Below are 18,925 nucleotides of genomic sequence, written 5' to 3' on the forward strand. Positions count from 1 at the left end.
TCAGTGTTACGGACGAGACGGCTCTGTGTGATCGTCTGCCATCCGATCGCGAGGGGTGCGACTACAGCGACACCGTTTCCAGTGACTCCGAGATTTCGCGGACGTGGTCGTTGAACGCCTCGACGAACCCCGGTACGTCGTCGGCGTGGGCTCGCAGGTCGCGAGCGTCCGGCGGCTGGTACTGCGAGAGGAGGTAGACGCCGCCCTCGCCGCCGACCCGGAGGTAGTCCGCCCGGCCTTCCTCCCAGTTGAGTTCCCAGCGCGAGCCGTCGATCCGGGTCGTGAAGGTGCCGTAGCTGTCGCCGCTGTAGCGGTAGAGTTGCTGGGCCATGGCGTCGGCGACCTCCCGGAGCTCCGAGAGGATCGCCTGGCGTGTGGCGACCACGTCGTCGACGGTGGCGACCTCGGGGAACTCGGTCGTCACGTCGTCGAGGACGCCGTCGAGCGATCGAACGTGCTCGTTGAACGCCGCGACGAACGCGTCGTAGTCCGACAGCGCCGTCGCCAGCGCGCCCGGAGCGGGCGGTTGCTGGGTCGAGACGACGTAGATCTCGCGACCACCTCGTTCGTAGCGGAGATACTGCACGTCGCCGGCCTCGTATTTCAGGGTCCAGGAGGCGGCGTCGGTCTCGAAGGTCGCCTGTCCGTAGTCGCCGCCCTGGAGGCGTGCGAGTTCGCGGGCGATCTCACTCGCGTGGTCGGTGACAGCGGCGACGATCTCGTCCCGTCGTGTCGCGGCCGCGTCGGTCCCGACCACGTCGGCGTCAAGCCCCTCGATCATCGTCCACAGCGAGGGGTTCGAACGGCATAACGGCGGTGACTCCCGGCGGGCACGAAAGACAAGCGTACCGCCGTGGCGGAGCGAATACGCCCGGGTTATCGCGTGAACGATCGAGCCGTATAGGGGTGGCCACGGTCTGGTGACAGCCATGGCATCGGAGAGACCCAACCCGAGCGCCGCCCGCACCCGGACGCCGACCGTCTCGCCGACCTGGCTTCGCGGGCTGGCAGCCGGGCTGATCGGCGGTCTCGGCGCGGGCGTGTTTCTGACACTCACCGCGCCGACCGTGCTCTCCGAGACGTTCTCCGCGCTGCTCTGGGCCAGCGAGACGGCCGTGGGCTGGCTCGTGCTCGGAGCTGCCAGCGCCGCGGCCGGCATCCTCTTTAGCACGGCGGCCGGGCGACAGGCCCTCTCGACGACAGTCGTCCTCGGGATCGGATACAGCGTCGCGCTGTGGCTCGTCGCCGCGGTGGCGCTCCCGGCCTGGCTCGGAGCGGTCGGAGCCACGGCCCCGCCGTTCCCGTGGCTCGATCCGACGCTGCTGGCCGGACTGGCCCTCTACGGTATCGTCCTCGGAGTCGGCCACTGGCTGTTCGGCCGGTGACGGGCAAAACCGACACCTCCTTACTTCGACCGCCGAACTGACGCGTATGTACGTTGGACGGTTCGTCGTCGTCGGCCCGCAGGTCGGCGCGTACCGCGTCTCGTCGCGATCGTTCCCGAACAGGAGAGCACTCGACCGTGACGGCACGATCACGGTCGGCCCCACGGAGGACGCTCCCGAGACCGACAACCCCTACATCTCGTACAACGCCGTGCGGGAGACCGACCGGGGTGTCGTCGTCGGCAACGGCTCTCACGTCGATCCGATCGCGGAGAAGCTGGCACTTGGCTACCCCGCGCGGGACGCCGTCGCCGAGTCGCTGCTGGCGCTTGACTTCGAAAAAGACGACTACGACACCCCGCGCATCGCCGGCATCGTCGGCGTCGATCCCGACGACCCCACGACGCGGGCCGAGGGCCACGGCGGCGTCATCGGGACGGTCCGCCGGGACGCGCTACTGGTCGAAGAGGTCACCGAGCCGACGCTGGTCGCGACCTACGAGAAGGACAGCCCGGAGGCGTTCGACCTGGCAGCGACCGACCCGGCGGGCATCGCCCGCGAGCTGTACGACCACGAGTTCGAACACGCCGTCTGTGCGGCCGGCGTCGCGGTCGACGACGGCGTCGAGACCGCGATCTACAACGGCTAGGGCGCTCCAGTCCGCTTTTGTAGGGCTCTCTGCCCGAGTCCGAACGGGTCAGTCCAAAGGTCTAAGCAGGCGGGGCACCCACGTGTAGACACTATGAGCACGGAGACCGAAAGCGGCGACGACCTCGAGGAGCGCATCACGAACTTCCTGCGCCGGAACTTCCCGCAGATCCAGATGCACGGCGGCTCGGCGGCGATCCAGAACATCGACCGCGAGGAAGGGACTGTCACGATCCAGCTCGGCGGTGCCTGTTCGGGCTGTGGGATCTCGCCGATGACGATTCAGGCGATCAAGACCCGCATGACGAAGGAGATCCCCGAGATCGACACGGTCCACGCCAACACGGGCATGGACGGCAGTGAGGGCATGGCCGGCGGAGCCAGCCCGTCGATGCCCGGCGACTCGCGGGGCGGCGAGATCGGCGACGACGACGAAGGCCCCGAAGCGCCGTTCTAAGCTCCAACCTTCTCCGTTTTTTCTCGTCGGTGAGCGACGGCTCCGCGTCGTGGAGGCGGCGGTGTTCAGATAAGCGAGCCAAACTGGAGCGAACACACCGAAAGCCACCACCCCGCGTCTCTTATCTGAACACGATCGTGGAGTCGGGCCGTGGGATTATGCACCTCGCTACCTAACTGTGGGTATGCGTCTGGGGCTGCTCGCGGTCGTCGCCGTCGCCTTCCTGGCCGGCTGTGGGGGGCTGGTCGGCACGTCCACGGAGACGACGGTGACGCCGGCACCGGTCCCCGAACCGCCCGCCACCGAGTCGACCGGCAGCGCGATCGCACCGGGAGTTGGGGGAGCCCGGATCGTCGACGCCGACCGGCTCGCCCGAGCCCACAGGGCGGCGATCCGGGAGCGCTCGTACGTCTGGCAGGAACACCAGCGCGCGAGTCCCGTCGGGACGAACGAATCCGAGCGCGTCGACACGCGGCTGTGGGTCGAGCACGAACGCCGCTATCGTTACGAGCTGGCGACCTCGTGGCGGCCCGTCAACACCTCGGGGTACACCGAGGGCGAGACGCGCTATCGTCGGGACGTGAGTCGCGCCGGCTTCACCTACTCGACGGCGTCGGCGACGAACGCCACGGCACGCTACGGCCACCAGCCCGAAGTGGCGATCAGCCGCTATCTCGCGATCGGGTCGGCCACCGTCGCGGCGACCACGGTCGACGGGAAGCGGTACTACCGGATCACGGGCTCGGCCGACACGTTGCCCGTGACCGGTGAGATCAGTAACTACAGCGTCGAGGCGCTGGTGGCTCCCTCGGGGTTCGTCCGCTCGCTGTCGGTCAGCTACGAAGACGTGATCGGTAGCAACCGCGAGCGGATCGACTATCGCTACCGATACAGCGCCGTCGGCGAGACGACGGTCCAGCCCCCGGAGTGGGTCCGGGCGCGCTGGCCGGAGAACGTGACGACGGCGACGACCACGAGGAGCGCGACCGATACACCGGACTGACACTTTCTTTGACTATCGAAACAATCTTTGTACTACGGGGGATGTACCCCACCAGTGACCGAACGCCAGAACCAACTGCGGGCGCTGTTTTTCACGCGATTCGCCGGTGCCTTCGGGCTGGTGACGCTCCTGACGCTGTTGCCGACGTACATCGAAGTCCTCGGGGCCGAGGGGTTCGTCGTCGGGATGTTCGTCACCGGCCTGACCTTCGCTCAGGCGGTCGCGGTGATCCCGGTGTCGTACCTCGGCGACCGCTACGACAAACGGACGATCTTGCTCGTCGGCCTCGGGCTGGCAGCCGCCGTCTACGGTGCCTTCACGTTCGTCGAGACGAGCTGGGGATTCGTCCTCGTCCGGGGGGTCCAGGGCATCGCCGCGACCACTGCCGGCCTGCTCGGACTCGCACTCGTGGGACAACTCGCGAAAGACAGCAAACGCGGCAACACCATCGGAAAGTCGAACTCCTGGCGGTTCGCCGCGGACATCGGGGGGACGCTCTCGGCCGGGATCCTCTACGACAACTTCGGCTTCTCGGTCGTCTTCGGCCTCCTGATGGTCGTCACCGGGCTGGCCTTTATCGCGGTGCTCGCGTGGGTCGAGCCCGACGAGACGACCGTCGAGGAGTTCGCCTTCTTCGATCTGGCGGTCAATCGCCGGATCGTCACGATCACGAGCTTTCGGGCCCAGTACGCCGTCGCGGTGACGCTGGTCCGTAACTGGGTGCCGATCTTCGCCGGTGTCACGGCTGCCCAGGGCGGACTGGGGTTCAACGCCGCCCTCAACGGTGCGACGGCGGTGAGTCTAACCATCGTCAGCGCCCGCTTCATGAACATGCTGAGCCAGCCGTTCACGGGCCGGCTCTCCGACCGGTTCGGTCGCGCACAGTTCGTCTTCGTGGGTGGGCTCGCCTACGGGGTCGCCGCCCTCCTCGTCCCGTTCACGCCCGCGATCGGGTCGGCGCTGGCGCTCCCGGCCACGTTCCCCTACTTCGGCGAACTCTCTGTGGCGTTCCTCCCGCTGCTGGCCGTCAGTGCCCTGCTCGGGATCGCCGACTCGATTCGGGAGCCGGCCAGCATGGCGCTGTTCGCAGACGAGGGCACGGGCGAGGGCGTCGCCGCGAGTTTCGGGATCAGAGACATCGTCTGGCGACCGGGCGCGGTCGTCGCACCGCTGGTCGGGGGCTGGCTGATGAGTAGCGTCGGCATAGACTGGGTGTTCTTTCTGGGCGCTGGTGCCGCGTTCTCCGGCGTGATCGCGTTCGTCGGCATCCTCTCGTACGACCACGGCCGCGAGGGGCTGGCGAAGTGGTGATCAGAGCCGCTCGGCGACGGCGCTCGCGGCGCTGACATCGCTGACGGCCCGTTCGATCGTGTCGGTGCCATAGACCCGTTCGACGCCGGCACTCGCCAGCTTCGTCTGGGCGTTGGCCGCCAGCATGGGGTGGACACAGGAGACGAAGACCCGGCCGGCTCCCCGGTCGTTCAACACACCGACGGCCTCGCTCATCGTCGAGCCCGTGGCGATGATGTCGTCGGCAACGACCACGTCCCGGTCGGCGACCGCGGCGTCGCTGGGCGAGATGTCGACCGCGCCGGTGTCGTAGTCCCGATCCTTCTGGAAGTAGTCGACGGTCCCGCGCCCGTAGGCGTCTCGGACGGTCGTCGCGATGTCGACGGCCCCCTCGTCGGGCGAGAGAAAGAGCGGCTCGTCGAGGTCCGCGGGCAGCGGGTCGGCCAGGACGCCGGCAGCGTCGACCGGTTCGGCGGGCACGTCGAAGAACTCGCAGACGGTGTCCTCGTGGGGGTTGACCGTCAGCACGCGGTCGGTGCCAGACGAGATGGCGCGCGCCATCGCACGCGAGGAGACGGGTTCGCCGGTCCGGAACGCCTCGTCCTGGCGGGCGTATCCCATGTACGGCAGGACGGTGAGGAGCTCGTCGGCACCGGCTTCGCGGGCGGCGTCTTGCAGCTGGAGCAGTTCGACGTGGGCGTGATCGGAGACCGTCGAGGCGACGACGACCGCCCGGTCGATCTCGTCGGGGACGCGCACGACCGACTCGCCGTCTGCGAAGTCCTCGTACTCGACGCGCCCGAGTGACTCGCCGCTCGCGTCGGCCAGGGCCGCCGCGAACGCCTGCGATTCCGAACCGGGGATAATCATGTTCGCCCATCTACCGGCCGCGCTAAACCCCTTTTCGGTTCCCAGAGAGGCCGGTCCGGCGAGCTACGGCACGGCGACGCCGGTGACGCCGGCCAGCCCGAGCGCACGCGAGCGCCACTCCGGTGCGCCGTCTTTCGCGGTCACCGGGTCGATCGCGACGGTGCCGTCGTCGGTGACAGTCACAGTGGCGGCGGCGTAAGCAACGTCGACGATTCCGGACACGGTCGGGTCGACAGCCGTCCACTCGCCGCTGGCGCGTGCGAAGAGGTCGCCGTCGACGACTGCGTGTGCGCGGTCGCCGTCGCGCTCGGCCGAGACGACGGTCGCGTCGCCGGCCAGTTCGGTCGTCCAGCCGTCGGCGAGGCGGTCGACGCCGTCGGCAGTCCCGGCGTACGGCCCGGCGGCGGCAACGTCTCGGACGGCGTCCCCGCCCAGCGCGACGAGGTCGTCGCCGTCGATCCGGAAGCAGCCGTCCGTGGCCGCCACGAGGTCGCCGTCGACGGCGTGAACCTCCTCGACAGCGCCCAGTGTCACCCACTCGTCCCCGTCGAGTCGGGCGAGCGTCCCGTCCTCGCTGGCGGCGACGACGCGCTCGCCGACGCCGACCGCCGTCGCCGGGCCGAACTCCGTGCTCTCGAATCCCTCGTCGCTGCCGACCAGCACGTCCTCCGCGGTCGCGACCGCGAGACGGCCCCGATCGGCGGCGATGTCGCGGGCCGTACACTGGTGTTCGAGCCCGAACCGGCCGATCTGGTCGTCCGAGAGCGCCACCGTCGCCACGCCCAGCTCGCAGGCGACGTAGGCGTGGGTCTCCTCGCGGCGCTCCTCGTAGATCCGCTTCTCGTCGAGGGCGATGTCGTCGTCGCTCATGAGCGGGGGTTGGTCGGGTCGGCTGGAAAGGCTACCGCCTCACCGATTCGGGACCGGCGGTGTGACGGACGACTCTCGGACTCTCGAAGCACGCGGGCGTCGCTGCGGGGAGACGCCGCGACGTGACTCAAAGCGGCCTTTCACCGTTCAGGGCCTTGATGCGACCGTCCGTCGTACGATCTGACGGACCATGCCAACGATACCCGTGACCAGACGACAGATCGCGCTGCTGGCCGTCGTCGTCCTCGTCGCCGTCGCCGGCTGTTCGGGTGCCCAAAACACCGCCGACAGCGGCGGCTCCGACCTGGGGATGCAGTCGGCCGGCGACGCCAGCGGTGGCGGCGTCGGCAGCTACTACGACGCCGACGGCGATCGCGTGATCGTCCGCGAGTCCCGGATGGACCTGCGGGTCGACAACTTCACGCGGGCGTTTCGCTCGACGCGCGAGATCGCCGCGGCCCACGGCGGCTACGTCGGCGACCGCTCGCAGAACTCCCGTGGCGACTGGGACGAGGGCCAGATCACGGTCCGGGTGCCCCCCGAAAACTTCTCCGAGGCCCGTGACGACCTCGCGGCGCTTGGCCGCGTCGAGGACGAGTCGGTCTCGGTCCAGGACTTCACCGACGAGTACAACGACCGCGCGGCCCGCATCGATGATCTCCAGCAGGAAGAGCAGGCTCTCGAAAGCCTGCTGAGCCGGGCCAACGACAGCGAGGAGGCCAGCGAGATCAGAACCGACCTCCGAGACGTGCGCGACGAACTGCGAACCCTCCGCCAGCAACAGGCCTCGCTCGAGCGCCAGGAGGCCATGTCGACGATCCGGATCGACGCCCACGAGCCGGTGAGCGAGCAGCCACCCGAGAACTACCGGTCCTCGTTTGGCTTCGACGACGCGTTCATGGAGGCGTTCTACGGCGGGCTGACGGCGGTGAAGTACGTCGTCGTCTTCTTCGGCTACGCGATCCCGATCGGGCTCTCGCTGTTGCCCCTGGCGGCCTTCGGCCTCGTGCTGGTCGGCGGCGTTCGTCGGACTCGGCGGTTCGTCTCGGGCGTGATGAGCGCCGAGCCAGAGCGTCCAGACGACTCCCCACCAGTCGTCGAGACGAGCGGTGACGAGAGCGGGACGACCGACGACGGCGAGCCCGACGGAAAAGCGAGCGAGGAGTAGCTACAGAGCTTCCTTGTACGCTTCCAGCGCTTCGTCGATGTCCGCCTCCGTGTGGGCGTCACAGACGAACTGCGATTCGAACTGGTTGGCCGTGAGGAAGACGCCCCGCTCTTTCATCGCCGGCCAGAACAGGCGCTGCCAGCGCTCGGTCTCGGCACGCTTGATGTCTGCTCCGGTCTTCGGGCAGGTGTCGAAGCGCTCACAGTCGGGGTCCTGCCTACAGCCGGCGTCACAGGGGCCGCCGGCCTGCGTGCCGTCGGCGTCGCGGGTGAACACTACCTTGAACATCGAGTCGGTGCCGACGACGGTGTACTCGGGTGCCTGATCGGCGAGGATGTCCGTCAGGCCGGCGCGAAGCCGTTCGCCCAGGCCGTTCACGTGGTCGTACACGTCGTTCTCGGCGGCGTAGCGTAGCGTCTCCAGGCCCGCGGCCATCGTCACGGGGTGACCCGAGAAGGTGCCCGACTGGAACACGTCGCCGGCAGGCGTGAACTGCTCGACGATCTCCGAGCGGCCGCCGATCGCGCCGACCGGGAACCCGCCCCCGACGATCTTGCCGAAGGTCGTCAGGTCGGGCGTGACGCCGAACTTCCCCTGGGCACACTGGAGGCCGCCGACCCGGAAGCCGGTGATGACCTCGTCGAAGATCAGGAGCGAGCCGTGGTCGTCACACAGCTCGCGCAGCGTCTCGTGGTAGCCCTCGACCGGGTGGACGATCCCGTAGTTGCCCAGGATCGGCTCCGTGAGAACCGCGGCGATGTCGTCGCCGTGCTCGGCGAACAGCTCCCGTGCGGCCTCGGCGTCGTTGAACGGCAGCGTCAGGGTGTGCTCGGCGAACTCCGGGGGGATGCCGGGACTGGAGGGGGCGGTGTGGTCGCCCTCGCCCTCGACCAGCGTCGACTCCTGTGCGCCGTGGTAGCCCCCCTGCATGACGACGATCTTGTCCCGGCCGGTGTAGGCTCGCGCGAGCCGGACCGCCGACACCGTCGCCTCGGTGCCGCTGTTGACGAAGCGGGTCATCTCGACGCTGGGGACGTGCCGGCGGACGAACTCCGCCAGTTCGACCTCGACCTCCGTGGGCGCGCCGTACATCGGTCCCTCGGCGGCGCGTTGCTGGACGGCCGACTGGACCGGCTCGGGCAGGTCGTGACCCAGCAAGAGCGGGCCGTAACCCATCACGAAGTCGAGATAGCGGTTCCCGTCGGCGTCGATCACGTGGCCGCCGTCCCCGCGCTCGACGAAGAAGGGGTAGGGCTGGGTCGCCCGCACGGAAGAGTTGACGCCGCCCGGCATCACCGACAGCGCCCGATCGTACAGCGCTCGCGACTGCTCGTGGTTCATGGCCGGGGCTTTGGACCGGGCCAGAAAGATACTGTCGGTCAGATGCTGTCGAGTGTGAGTGGTCGAACAGTTTACGGCGGCGAGACGCCGCCGGAGCGGAACCGGATCTGCTGGTCGTCGGTGACGCTCAACACGACCGAGAGAACGATCGGGCGGTCTTCGGTCTCCAGATAGATCTGGTCCTCGAACCGATACTGACCCGATGACAGGCACGTCCCGGAGACGCCCCGAGTGTACACCTCGTACGTTTCAGTTACGGGCTCGTCCGAGCCGAGCGGGACCGCGTCGAGAGATGACTGGACGACCGGCACAGCCGTGTCTGGCACGCGCCAGCACTCGCCTTCTCGGACCGGATCGGCGCTGAGTTCAGCGCCCCGCCCATCCGGTTCGATCGCAATCGCGTCGGCCCATTCGAGCTGGTCAGAACTGTTGTCCGTAAACAGGAGTGTCGGACCCATGTGGACCGTGACAGCGCTGTCGCCTCGATTGGCAAGCGAGAGTGAGATTCGTGCAGGATGGTCGGTCGTCGATTGCGTCTCGACCGCCCCGGTCAACGACAGCGAGGAGAGCGACGGTGTCTCCGCTGCGGTCGTCGTCGGCGATTCCGACGTGTTCGACGCGTCGGAACGATCGAGACAACCAGAGACACCGACCAGGGCGCTCCCGGCGAGTGAGTGGAGCAGGCGACGGCGTTCGACGTTCACAGACTCGTTTCGACAGGCAGCTGCTAAATGTTTTTGCCGATCGATTGCATCGAGCATGGACGAAACTCATCGCCGTGCCAGCCCGACGACGTGGCCGACCTCGGGCAACAGAACGGACTCGACGCCCAGTGCGATCGCGTCGGGGCTCCCGGGGAAGGCGTAGACCGCGGTCTCGCCGACGATCCCGGCCGTCGCGCGGGTCAGCATGGCGGCGGTTCCGACCTGCTCGTGGCTCAGCCGCCGGAAGTACTCGCCGACGCCGGGGATCTCGGGGTCCAACAGCGGGCGGATCGCCTCGATGGTCACGTCGTCGGGCGTCAACCCCGTCCCGCCGGTGGTGACGATCACGTCGACGGTCTCTCCGTCGGTACGCTCGCCCGCCAGCGTCTCGACGCGCTCGCGGATGGCCGCCTCGTCGTCCGCGACCACGTCGGTGACGGCGACGCGGTGGCCGGCGTCCTCGATCGCCCTGCTCGCGACCGGGCCGCTCTCGTCTTCGTCGCTCGACCGAGAGGAGGAGATCGTCAGCACCGCGACGTCGAGAGTCTCGTCGGTACCGTGGTGATGGTGGTCGTGGTCGTCGGCGTCGTGATCGTGGTGGCGGTGCTCGCCGTGGCCGCCCGCAGCGTGGTCGCGGTGATCGCTCACGACTCTGCCCCCTTGACCTTCGCTTCTACGCGCACGTCCGAGATGCGCGTGTCTGGATACTGCCCGTCGGCGTCTTTCTCGGCCGACTTCACCATGTCCCAGACCGTCAACAGTGCGCGGGTGACGCCGTTGAGCGCCTCCATCTCGACGCCGGTCTGGCCGGTCGAGGACACCTCGACGCTGCTCTCGACGCCGTCCTCGCGGACCTCGAAGTCGACGGTGACGCCGTCGATCGACAGCGGGTGACACATCGGGATGTCGTCCCAGGTGCGCTTGACGGCCTGGATCGCTGCGACGCGGGCCGTCGCCAGCACGTTGCCCTTCACGACCGCGCCGGTCTCGATCGACTCGGCCGTCGACGGTTCGAGGTCGATCCGGCCGCTCGCGACCGCCCGGCGGTCGACGACGGCCTTGTCGCCGACGTCGACCATCTGTGCCGCGTCGTCTTCGACGTGACTGAACTCGTCCATACCGCCCGCAACGCCCGGCCCGTACAAACCGCTTTGTGCTTCTGGGGCCCTGGTATGCAGGTGAGCTTGGACGCTTGCAGTGCGGAGACCGAAAGCCCTCGGCCCGCTAGCCGGATCTGTGCCGGATATTCTCCCTGCGGTCGAATAGTGCCGTCGCAGATCCGGCTACCGTGCCTCGCCCTTTCATCCACCAGGACGTAGCTCGTGTCACTGTCCACGTGCCTGGCGGATGAAAGGGCGAACGTCGTTCCGGGAACCCGGACCCAACAAGCACGCGAACACAGTGAGCGCGCGCAGTTCGGGTCCTGGGACTGGAACGACGCGAGGGCTTTCAGTGGTCGTCCGATCCAGCAATCGCACTGGCTCCGCCTGCTAGCGAGCGGGCCGGAGGCTTTCCGTGGTCGGTGGTCGTTCACGGGGTCACGTCTGCTAGCGATCGATCCCGAGCGGTGAGAGACTGGGCAACGTATAGGTAGCTCGGGCAGTCAGTTCCGGTATGCACGTTCTGGGAGTCGCCGGCCCGTCGGACGTGGGGAAGACGACCCTCGTCGAGCGGGTCTGCGAGCGGTTGGCCGAGCGGGGCCGCGTCGCGACGATCAAGCACTGCACGCACGCCCCCGACGTGGACACCGATGGCAAGGACACCGCCCGCCACCGGACGGCCGGCGCGGCGGTGAGCTACGGTCTCGCCGACGACGCGTGGTTCGCGACGGGCGAGGACCGGGGGCTCGACGAGACGCTCGACGAACTCGCGCGGTCGTACGACTACGCCGTCGTCGAGGGGTACTCCGGGGCGCGGATTCCGACGGTGGCGCTTGGCGGGCGCGACCACGCCGGGCGACGGCTCGCGGCGGGCGAGACCGCGAGCGACGTGGACGTGGCGGCGCTGGTCGAGGCGCTCCACGACTGCGAGCCCTACGAGACGCTTGGCTCGCTCGTGGCACGGGTCAAAGCGGCGAACGACAGCGACCGTGCCGGCGCGATCGCAACGTTTACCGGACGAGTCCGCGAGCGCGACGACCCCGACGACACGCCGACGGAGTACCTGGAGTTCGAGAAGTACGAGGGCGTCGCCGACGAGAAGTTAGCGACCATCCGCGACGACCTCTGTGCGCGCGATGGCGTCTTCGAGGTCGCGCTGTACCACCGCACGGGCGTCGTCGAAGCCGGCGAGGACATCGTCTTCGTCGTCGTTCTTGCGGGCCACCGCCGCGAGGCGTTCCGAGCGGTGGAGGACGGGATCGACCGGCTCAAAGACGAGGTCCCGCTGTTCAAGAAAGAGGTCACCGTCGAAGACGCCGTCTGGGCGCACGAGCGGTAATACTACAGCAGATCGCTGGCCGTCGTATCTTCTGCCACGTCGGTGTCGAGGTCGATGTCCTGGATCATCGCCACGAGGTCTTCGAGCTGGGGGAAAGTGTACACCGTCATGTCGATGTCCGCCCCCTCGGCGACGATGTGTGAGTCGACGACGAAGACGAGGTCGGAGTCGGGCCACCCACCCATCGAGTCGATGATCGTCGCCGTGTCGTCGACCAGCAGGGTCGGCGTCGTCATGTCGATGGTCGCGTCGAGGACGTTCGCCCACCCGTCGATGAAGCCGCTGGTCATGATGTTGCCGATCTCCTGGAGCGCCGACTCCTCCATCTGGGAGAACCCCTCGTCGGCCCCCTGGATACCGCCCATCATCTGTCCCGCCAGGCGCTTGCCGTGGTCGGGATCGAGGACGAACAGCACGTAGCCGCCGGGAGCCTCGGTCAGCTCGACGTAGATGCCGATCCGCTCGTCGTTTCCGAGGTGGGTCTTGACGTCGCCGATGTCGAGAAAGTTGATCTGAGACGTCCGCACCGAGGCGTCGACACCGGTCAGTTGCGAGAGGTGATCGGCGACGGTGCCCGATCCCTCCTTGGCCATCTTGTTGAAGAGGTCGAGTTTCCGCACGTCGACTTGCAGGCTCATACGCTCGAATCGGGAGCCACTCGCTTAATCGCACCGCCGGGATTTCAGCGTCTGATACTCGGAGGCGGCCGTCGTCGCGATGACGGCTCGCCGGTCGACCGGCGCGAACTCGACTCGTCGAGCGACGTTACTCGCTCTCGACGCGAAACTGCCCGTACTCCGTGACCGTGTTGAGCACGACCGACGTTTCGACGGCGGTGATGTCGTCGTCGGTCATCAGTTCCTTGATCTGTGCGTTCATCGCCGCGGTGTCCATGAACTTCCCGATCACGACCACGTCGTGGCTCCCGGTCACCTCGTAGACGCCGATCATCTGCTCGGCGTCGCCGAGTCGCTCCGGGACGCCGGGCAGTCCGTCGCCGTCGATCGTCAGCTGGAAGACGGCCGTCACGTCGTAGCCAAGCGACTCGTAGTCGATGCGGGGCTCGTACCCCTCGATGACGCCGCGGGTTTCGAGCTGGTCGATCCGTTGGGAGACGGTCGGTTCCGCGATCCCGGTCGCCCCGGAGATGTCGCGGGAGCTGGCACGGCCGTCCTCCAAGAGGGCGTTGACGATCCGGCTCTCGGTGTCGTCGACGTTCATCGAGCGATCAGACGGCGTCCGGTCCGCGTTCACCCGTCCGGACCTGCACTGCATCCTCCACGTCGATCACGAAGATCTTCCCGTCGCCGGGCTCGCCGGTGTGTGCCCCCTCCTGGATCGCATCGACCACGTCGTCGGCCGGGATGTCGGCGACGACACACTCGATTTTGACTTTCTGGTGGAGATCGACGACGTACTCCTCGCCGCGCCACTGGCCTTTCTTGGCCGGCTGTGAACCGCGGCCGGAGACGTTCGTCACCGTCAGCGACGGCGCGCCGACTTCCGCCAGCGACTCCTTGACGTCGCCGAGCTTGTCCGGCCGCACCATCGCGACGACCATCTTGATCTCGTCAGTCATCGTTGGTCACCTCCGAGAAGTTCGTCGTCCCACCGTCGGCGACGACGCCCTCGCCGCTGCCGAACTCGGGGTAGGTCTCGACGCCGTGCTCCGAGACGTCCAGGCCTTCCTGTTCGTGCTCGGGCGTGACGCGTGCCTGTCCGACCGCCTTGAGAGCGCCCCAGATGAGGCCGGTCGCGGCGACCGTCCAGACCGTGATGATCGCGACGCCGATCAGCTGCGTGACGAAGCCGTCGATCATGAAGCCGACGTTGGCACCGCCGGCCCAGGCGTCGACCGCGACGAAGGAGTACAGCAGGGTCCCGAGGACGCCCGCGCTCCCGTGGACCGGGAAGACTGCACACACGTCGTCGATCTGGAGGCGTTTCTCGACGAACTCGAAGACGATCGGCAGCTGTGCACCGGCGAGCCCGCCGACCAGGAAGGCACCCCACCAGGTCGTCGTGTTGGGGATCGCGGTGATGCCGACCAGACCGGCGAGGAGACCGTTGGCGACGTACAGCGTATCGACTTTGCTGGTCTTGACCCAGGAGATCAGACCGGCACCGATGGCTCCGCTGGCCATGGCGATCGTCGTCGTCATCGCGACACGCCCGACGTACGAGAAGTCACCGAGCGCGATTGCGCCCTCTTCGATGCTGAAGACGGTCGCGGCGGTGCCGACGTTGAAGCCGTACCAGCCGAAAGCGAGGATCAGCGTCCCCAGCACGGCGAAGGTCATCGAGTGGCCGGGGATGACGTTGGCGCTGCCGTCCTCGTTGTACCGTCCCATGCGCGGACCGAGCACGTAGGCCGCCGTCAGACCGGCGATACCGCCCATGCCGTGAACGACCATGCCGCCAGCGAAGTCGGCGAAGCCGAGGCCCGCGAGGAGCCCGCCGTCGTACCACGACATCCCGCTGACGACCGGGTAGATCACTGCGGCGATGAGGACCGTGTACGTGATGTACGCGCGGAGCTTCGCGCGACCGGCGACGGCCCCGGAGACGATCGTCGCCGCCGTCATCGCGAAGACGGCCCCGAACAGCCACGTCACCCAGCCCGACGAGCCACCGTTCATCTGCCAGGAGAGGCCGGCACCGCCGACCAGTCCCTCGACGGTCGCCCCGACGAGGAAGAACAGTGCGACGCCGACACTCCAGGTCAGGAGGTTCTTCGTCAACTGGTTCGCGACGTTCTTCGAGCGCACCTGGCCTGCCTCCAGCATGGCGAAGCCCGCGTGCATGAAGAAGATCAGGAACGTTACCACCAGTACCCACAGGAGGTTGACTCCCTCGACAATCGTTTCTGGGCTCGACTGTAGTAGTTCGTACGTCATTGTTTTGGATCGTGTTTGAATTGCGTTTGAATGTCCAGCTTTATCTCCACAGCACCCGTCATCGTCAACTTGCTCACGGAAGTGGTCTTGCCGTAGCCCTACATAAGGATTTGCTTTACAATAACAGAGATAGGAGGGTGTTGCGTAGACGAGTGTCCAGATTAAGGTATGATATTATCGATATAAGGTTGTATTCCGTCCAGAAAACCGCCGCCTGTCCGCCCGGATTTCGAACGTTCGTCAACCGGGAGCACGGCCGATTCCGGTGCTTCGAGGGTATTTCGCTCGCGCGCACCCGCCGCCAGCAGTGTCGCCGCGCCGGTCCCGGACAGTCGTGACGTGGGCGCGTCGGCGCTCTCGTCCGGGCTCACGACTGGGGTCGATCGGGCTCGCGGTCGAAGACCGACAGGATCAGCGTCGTCGCGGGGAGATGCGGGAGCAGGTACTCGTCGTCGGGCAACGCGACGACGACCGTCTCGGTGCCGAGCAGCCGATCGAGGCGCGTCCGCTCGATCCGAACGGCCGTCTCGTCCCAGGGTTCGACGCGCCACAGCGAGACGCCGAACAGTCGGTCGTACGCGACGAGGGCACGCTCGTCCCGGGCAACGCGGTACTCGACTGCGCCGTATCGCAACAGGTGATCGATAGAGACGAGTGTCAGTGGAACCGCGACGGCCAGCGCGACCAGGAGCCCGACGACGAGCCAGGCGCTCCCGAAGGCAAACAGCGCCGCGACGGCCAGCAGAAAGACACCGAGAAACGCGACCCCCGGGTGCTGTGGGAGGCGCAGCGCGCCCCCGAGGACGCGACCCGCGAGCGTCGGTCGAATCCGGTCGGCCGCGTCGGTGGGCACGCCCGCGACCGACTGGGGCTCGGGCGGGGCCTGAGACCACCCGTACGCCTCGTCGTACGAGACGAAGTAGACGGCGAGTCGGTCGCTGTACACGCCCAGGAAGTCAGAGGCGAACTTCAGACCGATAATCGCGATCAGCAGCGCCGGACCGACGGCGGTGGGGTCGAGCGACGACAGCGTCGTGTCGGGTCCAGCGGTGACGAGGCCGACCATCGTGAGCGTGAATATACCGGCAAAGAACACGGTGAAGATGCGAAAGACGACACCGCTGATGGCGGTCTGAGAGTTATGGTTCCGGTACTCGCCACGCAGGAAGTAGGTCCGTATCGTCGACACACCGGTCGTACAGAGGATCGCGAGCGTGGCCAGGGTCACGCTGGCGATCGTGTCGTCGTCGAGTGCCGACGTGCCCAGTGGGCCGACGAGGAAGGCACCGGCGAACAGCCAGACCCCGGCGACGACCAGCACCGCGATCGGGAGGGTCAGCAGCGTCACGACGTGGATCTGGAGGCCGGTCCACGGAACGTCGAGCGTCGGCCGGCGCTGTGCCACCGCTCCGATCAACAGCCCGTCGGTGTCGATCTCGGGCGGTCGGGCGGCAAACAGCGCACGCACGAACGCCCACACCGCGTCGACGGCGAGTTCGAACCAGTAGAGCACGAGGAGGGCGGCGACGTTCCACTCGAAGGCGACGACGCCGACGACCGGCACGGCATTGGTGACGGTGATCTCTGCGAGTTCGAGCCGACGGCTGTCCGTCGACGGGACGATCCGGCGGAGGGCGACCATCTACGCGTCGGTAGCGACGCTCGGTAAATGAATGGCCCGGTAGCCCGCCGTCCGATCTGGACCCACGGCCGTGTCACGGAAAGGGAGAACTGGCGAGTGTGGCGACTACACCGCTCGGCGGCCTCAGAGCCGCTGAGCGATGTCCTCGGCGAAATAGGTGAGGATGAGGTCCGCGCCGGCCCGCTTGATCGAGAGCAGCGACTCGTGTGCGACCGCGTCGAGGTCGAGCCACCCCTTCTCGCTTGCGGCGTGCAACATCGCGTACTCGCCGCTGACGTTGTAGGCGGCGACGGGGTGGTCGTAGGAGTCGCGGATCTCCCGGACCACGTCGAGGTAGGGTAGCGCGGGCTTGACCATCAGTACGTCCGCGCCCTGCTCGACGTCGAGGGCGACCTCCCGCATGGCCTCGCGGGCGTTCGCGGGGTCCATCTGGTAGTGTCGCCGGTCGCCGAAGGCGGGTGCGCCGTCGGCGGCGTCGCGGAAGGGACCGTAGAACGCCGACTCGTACTTGGCCGCGTAGCTCATGATCGGCACGTCCGAGAAGCCGTCGTCGTCGAGCGCCTCGCGGATCGCCCCAACCATCCCGTCGGTCATGCTGGAGGGCGCAACCATGTCCGCCCCCGCGCGGGCGTGCGAAACCGCCGTCTTCGAGAGCAGTTCCAGGGTCGGGTCGTTGCGGACCGTCAGCGTCGGGTCGTCGGCCGCGCCCGCCTCGACGATCCCGCAGTGGCCGTGACTGGTGTACTCACAGAGACACACGTCAGTGATGACGTAGGCGTCGGTCTCGTCGGTGATCGACCGGACCGCGCGCTGGACGACACCGTCGGTCGCCCAGGCTCGCGAACCGCGTTCGTCCTTTTCCTCGGGAACGCCGAAGACGATCACCGCCTCGACGCCGGTCGCCAGCACCTCCTCGACGCGGTCGACGGCCGCCTCGACGGGAACGCGTTCGTGACCCGGCATCGTCTCGATGGGCACCCGCTCGTCGGTGGTGGCGTCGACGAAGATCGGCGCGATCAGGTCCGCTGGCGAGAGAGCGGTCTCGCTGACCAGCCCGCGGACGCCGTCGGTCCGGAGCCGGCGAGGTCGGCGTGTCGGTTGCATACGAGGGTCTCGGTGGCTCGGCCCAATGAAGTCACCGCTCCGAGTGGCCGGCGGCGCTGGTCTGTCGATCCCGGGGCGAACGTTTTCGGTCGCGTCGCCCGAACGGCGAGCTATGACCGCTGGCACCGTGACCGTCGCGGGCAGCGCGCTCCTGGTGCTCGCCCTCGGCGTCCTGATCAGGTTCGGTCGCGTGACGACCCTGATCGCGGGCGTCGGCCCCGACGACAGCCCAGAGCCGTCGGTGGTCGACGCCGTCGGCACGTACACGATCCTCGTCGGTCTCGGGACGGGCGCGATGGCCGTCCTGACCCACACCGGCGGCGCGACCGATCGGCTCTGGGCCGCCTACACCGCCGTGATCGTCGCGAGTGTCGTCGCACTGATCGTCTGGGTGAACCGCGCGGACGACGGGTAACAGAAAGCATTTGCACCGCAGGATCGTTGCCCCTGTCGAATGGCCTCTCTGGCGTTCCCCGCTCGCTCGCGGCTCCGGACGTGGGCCGAGGAGTACGGCCTGCTCGCGATCGCGCTCTCGTTCGTCGTCCTGGCGGGAGCCGGCGTGGCGTTGTTCGTCGTCGGCGACGAGCAGTTGGCCCGCGAGCTGATCCAGCGGTACGGGCTCGCGGCGCTGCTCGTGATCTTCGTCCTCGAAGGCGCGATGTTGCTGTACTTCGCTCCCAGCGAGGTGCTCGTCCCCGCCGCCATCGGCGCGCTGGCGACGACCGACGCGGGCTACGACTGGGGTGCGATCGTCGCCATCTTCGTGGTGGCCGTCGTCGGGGCGACGGCGGGCCAGACGGCCCTGTTCGTGCTGGCCCAGCGGGGCGGCCGCGAGTGGCTCCTGCAGAAGCCGTGGTTCCGCGTCAGCGAGTCGAAGCTCGACCGCTTCGACGGCTGGTTCGATCGCTGGGGCCACGCCGCCGTCCCCGTCAGCAACGCGCTCCTGTTCACCCGCGGCATGCTGACGGTGCCGGCGGGCGTCGCCGAGATGCGCGTCCGGCGGTTCGCCGCGCTGTCGGCCGCCGGGACGCTGGTCTTCGAGACGTGGCTCGCGGTCTCGTTTTACTACCTCAACGAGGCCGGCTTCCTGTGGTTCCTGTGATAGAC

22 protein-coding genes are annotated in these 18,925 nt (G+C 67.8%); 9 read left to right on the forward strand and 13 right to left on the reverse strand.

Annotated features, from left to right (window positions below; genetic code table 11):
* Positions 1–61: 61 nt before the first annotated feature.
* A complete protein-coding gene (locus tag IL252_RS07260) occupies positions 62–781 on the reverse strand; it encodes a hypothetical protein (RefSeq protein WP_208627470.1) in 720 nt (239 codons plus the stop codon).
* A 148-nt stretch (positions 782–929) separates the two neighbouring features.
* Here IL252_RS07260 and IL252_RS07265 point away from each other — a divergent pair, with 148 nt between their 5' ends.
* The 5 genes from IL252_RS07265 (at position 930) to IL252_RS07285 (ending at position 4,804) form a co-directional block, all read left to right on the forward strand.
* Entirely contained in the window at positions 930–1,385 is a 456-nt protein-coding gene (locus tag IL252_RS07265; RefSeq protein ID WP_208627471.1) for a hypothetical protein, read from the forward strand.
* Positions 1,386–1,431: 46 nt separating this feature from the next.
* Positions 1,432–2,034: an IMP cyclohydrolase gene (locus IL252_RS07270; RefSeq protein WP_208627472.1), complete on the forward strand. Its 603-nt coding sequence runs from the start codon at positions 1,432–1,434 to the stop codon at positions 2,032–2,034.
* A gap of 93 nt (positions 2,035–2,127) precedes the next feature.
* The gene (locus IL252_RS07275) at positions 2,128–2,490 is read left to right on the forward strand and encodes a NifU family protein (protein ID WP_153552074.1); all 363 of its coding nucleotides are present in this window, start codon (positions 2,128–2,130) and stop codon (positions 2,488–2,490) included.
* A gap of 184 nt (positions 2,491–2,674) precedes the next feature.
* A complete protein-coding gene (locus IL252_RS07280) occupies positions 2,675–3,493 on the forward strand; it encodes a hypothetical protein (RefSeq protein ID WP_208627473.1) in 819 nt (272 codons plus the stop codon).
* A 54-nt stretch (positions 3,494–3,547) separates the two neighbouring features.
* The gene (locus IL252_RS07285; protein ID WP_208627474.1) at positions 3,548–4,804 is read left to right on the forward strand and encodes an MFS transporter; all 1,257 of its coding nucleotides are present in this window, start codon (positions 3,548–3,550) and stop codon (positions 4,802–4,804) included.
* Here IL252_RS07285 and prs read toward each other — a convergent pair whose 3' ends face one another.
* Positions 4,805–5,653, reverse strand: a complete 849-nt coding sequence (gene prs, locus IL252_RS07290) for a ribose-phosphate diphosphokinase (protein WP_208627475.1) — start codon at positions 5,651–5,653, stop codon at positions 4,805–4,807.
* Positions 5,654–5,716: 63 nt separating this feature from the next.
* Positions 5,717–6,523, reverse strand: coding sequence for a hypothetical protein (locus tag IL252_RS07295; RefSeq protein ID WP_208627476.1), 807 nt, complete (start codon positions 6,521–6,523; stop codon positions 5,717–5,719).
* Between the two features lie 190 nt (positions 6,524–6,713).
* On the opposite strand from IL252_RS07295, the gene IL252_RS07300 reads away from it, so the two are divergent.
* Positions 6,714–7,691, forward strand: coding sequence for a DUF4349 domain-containing protein (locus IL252_RS07300; protein ID WP_208627477.1), 978 nt, complete (start codon positions 6,714–6,716; stop codon positions 7,689–7,691).
* Here IL252_RS07300 and IL252_RS07305 read toward each other — a convergent pair whose 3' ends face one another.
* From IL252_RS07305 to moaC, 4 genes are all read right to left on the reverse strand, one after another.
* Positions 7,692–9,032: a glutamate-1-semialdehyde 2,1-aminomutase gene (locus tag IL252_RS07305; RefSeq protein ID WP_153552069.1), complete on the reverse strand. Its 1,341-nt coding sequence runs from the start codon at positions 9,030–9,032 to the stop codon at positions 7,692–7,694. It abuts the gene before it with no gap.
* Positions 9,033–9,103: 71 nt separating this feature from the next.
* Positions 9,104–9,736: a hypothetical protein gene (locus IL252_RS07310; protein WP_208627478.1), complete on the reverse strand. Its 633-nt coding sequence runs from the start codon at positions 9,734–9,736 to the stop codon at positions 9,104–9,106.
* Between the two features lie 66 nt (positions 9,737–9,802).
* Entirely contained in the window at positions 9,803–10,384 is a 582-nt protein-coding gene (locus IL252_RS07315) for a molybdenum cofactor biosynthesis protein B (RefSeq protein ID WP_208627479.1), read from the reverse strand.
* On the reverse strand, positions 10,381–10,854 hold the full coding sequence (gene moaC, locus IL252_RS07320) for a cyclic pyranopterin monophosphate synthase MoaC (RefSeq protein WP_208627480.1): 474 nt from the start codon (positions 10,852–10,854) through the stop codon (positions 10,381–10,383). The genes IL252_RS07315 and moaC overlap by 4 nt, the downstream gene beginning before the upstream one ends.
* Before the next feature lie 496 nt (positions 10,855–11,350).
* Between moaC and IL252_RS07325 the strand changes: the two genes are divergently transcribed.
* Positions 11,351–12,175, forward strand: coding sequence for a molybdopterin synthase (locus IL252_RS07325; protein WP_208627481.1), 825 nt, complete (start codon positions 11,351–11,353; stop codon positions 12,173–12,175).
* Between the two features lie 2 nt (positions 12,176–12,177).
* Here IL252_RS07325 and IL252_RS07330 read toward each other — a convergent pair whose 3' ends face one another.
* The 6 genes from IL252_RS07330 to hemB all read right to left on the reverse strand — a co-directional run bounded on the left by IL252_RS07330 (position 12,178) and on the right by hemB (position 17,818).
* On the reverse strand, positions 12,178–12,813 hold the full coding sequence (locus IL252_RS07330) for a chemotaxis protein CheC (RefSeq protein ID WP_153552064.1): 636 nt from the start codon (positions 12,811–12,813) through the stop codon (positions 12,178–12,180).
* A gap of 127 nt (positions 12,814–12,940) precedes the next feature.
* Entirely contained in the window at positions 12,941–13,396 is a 456-nt protein-coding gene (locus tag IL252_RS07335) for an Lrp/AsnC family transcriptional regulator (protein ID WP_208627482.1), read from the reverse strand.
* Between the two features lie 7 nt (positions 13,397–13,403).
* Entirely contained in the window at positions 13,404–13,754 is a 351-nt protein-coding gene (locus IL252_RS07340; RefSeq protein WP_015761898.1) for a P-II family nitrogen regulator, read from the reverse strand.
* Positions 13,747–15,072, reverse strand: coding sequence for an ammonium transporter (locus IL252_RS07345; protein WP_244256925.1), 1,326 nt, complete (start codon positions 15,070–15,072; stop codon positions 13,747–13,749). Before IL252_RS07345 ends, IL252_RS07340 begins: the two co-directional genes overlap by 8 nt.
* Positions 15,073–15,439: 367 nt before the next feature.
* Positions 15,440–16,714 carry a DUF6498-containing protein gene (locus IL252_RS07350; RefSeq protein WP_208627483.1) on the reverse strand — a complete coding sequence of 425 codons (1,275 nt, stop codon included), beginning with the start codon at positions 16,712–16,714 and terminating at the stop codon, positions 15,440–15,442.
* Positions 16,715–16,837: 123 nt separating this feature from the next.
* A complete protein-coding gene (gene hemB / locus IL252_RS07355; RefSeq protein ID WP_208627484.1) occupies positions 16,838–17,818 on the reverse strand; it encodes a porphobilinogen synthase in 981 nt (326 codons plus the stop codon).
* Positions 17,819–17,930: 112 nt separating this feature from the next.
* On the opposite strand from hemB, the gene IL252_RS07360 reads away from it, so the two are divergent.
* Together IL252_RS07360 and IL252_RS07365 are read left to right on the forward strand one after the other, a co-directional pair.
* Positions 17,931–18,233, forward strand: coding sequence for a hypothetical protein (locus IL252_RS07360; protein ID WP_208627485.1), 303 nt, complete (start codon positions 17,931–17,933; stop codon positions 18,231–18,233).
* Positions 18,234–18,272: 39 nt separating this feature from the next.
* Complete coding sequence (locus tag IL252_RS07365) at positions 18,273–18,920, forward strand: DedA family protein (RefSeq protein ID WP_208627486.1); 648 nt, start codon at positions 18,273–18,275, stop codon at positions 18,918–18,920.
* Positions 18,921–18,925 lie beyond the last annotated feature (5 nt).

Source organism: Halomicrobium sp. IBSBa, from assembly GCF_017612575.1.
Lineage (GTDB): Archaea > Halobacteriota > Halobacteria > Halobacteriales > Haloarculaceae > Halomicrobium.

What these genes read in the sequence shown, in the direction of transcription:
- IL252_RS07350 (WP_208627483.1), bottom strand. Translation starts at nt 16,714, where the DNA reads ATGGTCGCCCTCCGCCGGATCGTCCCGTCGACGGACAGCCGTCGGCTC.
- IL252_RS07260 (WP_208627470.1), bottom strand. Translation starts at nt 781, where the DNA reads ATGATCGAGGGGCTTGACGCCGACGTGGTCGGGACCGACGCGGCCGCG.
- IL252_RS07295 (WP_208627476.1), bottom strand. Translation starts at nt 6,523, where the DNA reads ATGAGCGACGACGACATCGCCCTCGACGAGAAGCGGATCTACGAGGAG.
- IL252_RS07305 (WP_153552069.1), bottom strand. Translation starts at nt 9,032, where the DNA reads ATGAACCACGAGCAGTCGCGAGCGCTGTACGATCGGGCGCTGTCGGTG.
- IL252_RS07365 (WP_208627486.1), top strand. Translation starts at nt 18,273, where the DNA reads ATGGCCTCTCTGGCGTTCCCCGCTCGCTCGCGGCTCCGGACGTGGGCC.
- IL252_RS07300 (WP_208627477.1), top strand. Translation starts at nt 6,714, where the DNA reads ATGCCAACGATACCCGTGACCAGACGACAGATCGCGCTGCTGGCCGTC.
- IL252_RS07325 (WP_208627481.1), top strand. Translation starts at nt 11,351, where the DNA reads ATGCACGTTCTGGGAGTCGCCGGCCCGTCGGACGTGGGGAAGACGACC.
- IL252_RS07335 (WP_208627482.1), bottom strand. Translation starts at nt 13,396, where the DNA reads ATGAACGTCGACGACACCGAGAGCCGGATCGTCAACGCCCTCTTGGAG.
- prs (WP_208627475.1), bottom strand. Translation starts at nt 5,653, where the DNA reads ATGATTATCCCCGGTTCGGAATCGCAGGCGTTCGCGGCGGCCCTGGCC.
- IL252_RS07270 (WP_208627472.1), top strand. Translation starts at nt 1,432, where the DNA reads ATGTACGTTGGACGGTTCGTCGTCGTCGGCCCGCAGGTCGGCGCGTAC.
- hemB (WP_208627484.1), bottom strand. Translation starts at nt 17,818, where the DNA reads ATGCAACCGACACGCCGACCTCGCCGGCTCCGGACCGACGGCGTCCGC.
- IL252_RS07265 (WP_208627471.1), top strand. Translation starts at nt 930, where the DNA reads ATGGCATCGGAGAGACCCAACCCGAGCGCCGCCCGCACCCGGACGCCG.
- moaC (WP_208627480.1), bottom strand. Translation starts at nt 10,854, where the DNA reads ATGGACGAGTTCAGTCACGTCGAAGACGACGCGGCACAGATGGTCGAC.
- IL252_RS07345 (WP_244256925.1), bottom strand. Translation starts at nt 15,072, where the DNA reads ATGACGTACGAACTACTACAGTCGAGCCCAGAAACGATTGTCGAGGGA.
- IL252_RS07360 (WP_208627485.1), top strand. Translation starts at nt 17,931, where the DNA reads ATGACCGCTGGCACCGTGACCGTCGCGGGCAGCGCGCTCCTGGTGCTC.
- IL252_RS07275 (WP_153552074.1), top strand. Translation starts at nt 2,128, where the DNA reads ATGAGCACGGAGACCGAAAGCGGCGACGACCTCGAGGAGCGCATCACG.
- IL252_RS07330 (WP_153552064.1), bottom strand. Translation starts at nt 12,813, where the DNA reads ATGAGCCTGCAAGTCGACGTGCGGAAACTCGACCTCTTCAACAAGATG.
- IL252_RS07280 (WP_208627473.1), top strand. Translation starts at nt 2,675, where the DNA reads ATGCGTCTGGGGCTGCTCGCGGTCGTCGCCGTCGCCTTCCTGGCCGGC.
- IL252_RS07340 (WP_015761898.1), bottom strand. Translation starts at nt 13,754, where the DNA reads ATGACTGACGAGATCAAGATGGTCGTCGCGATGGTGCGGCCGGACAAG.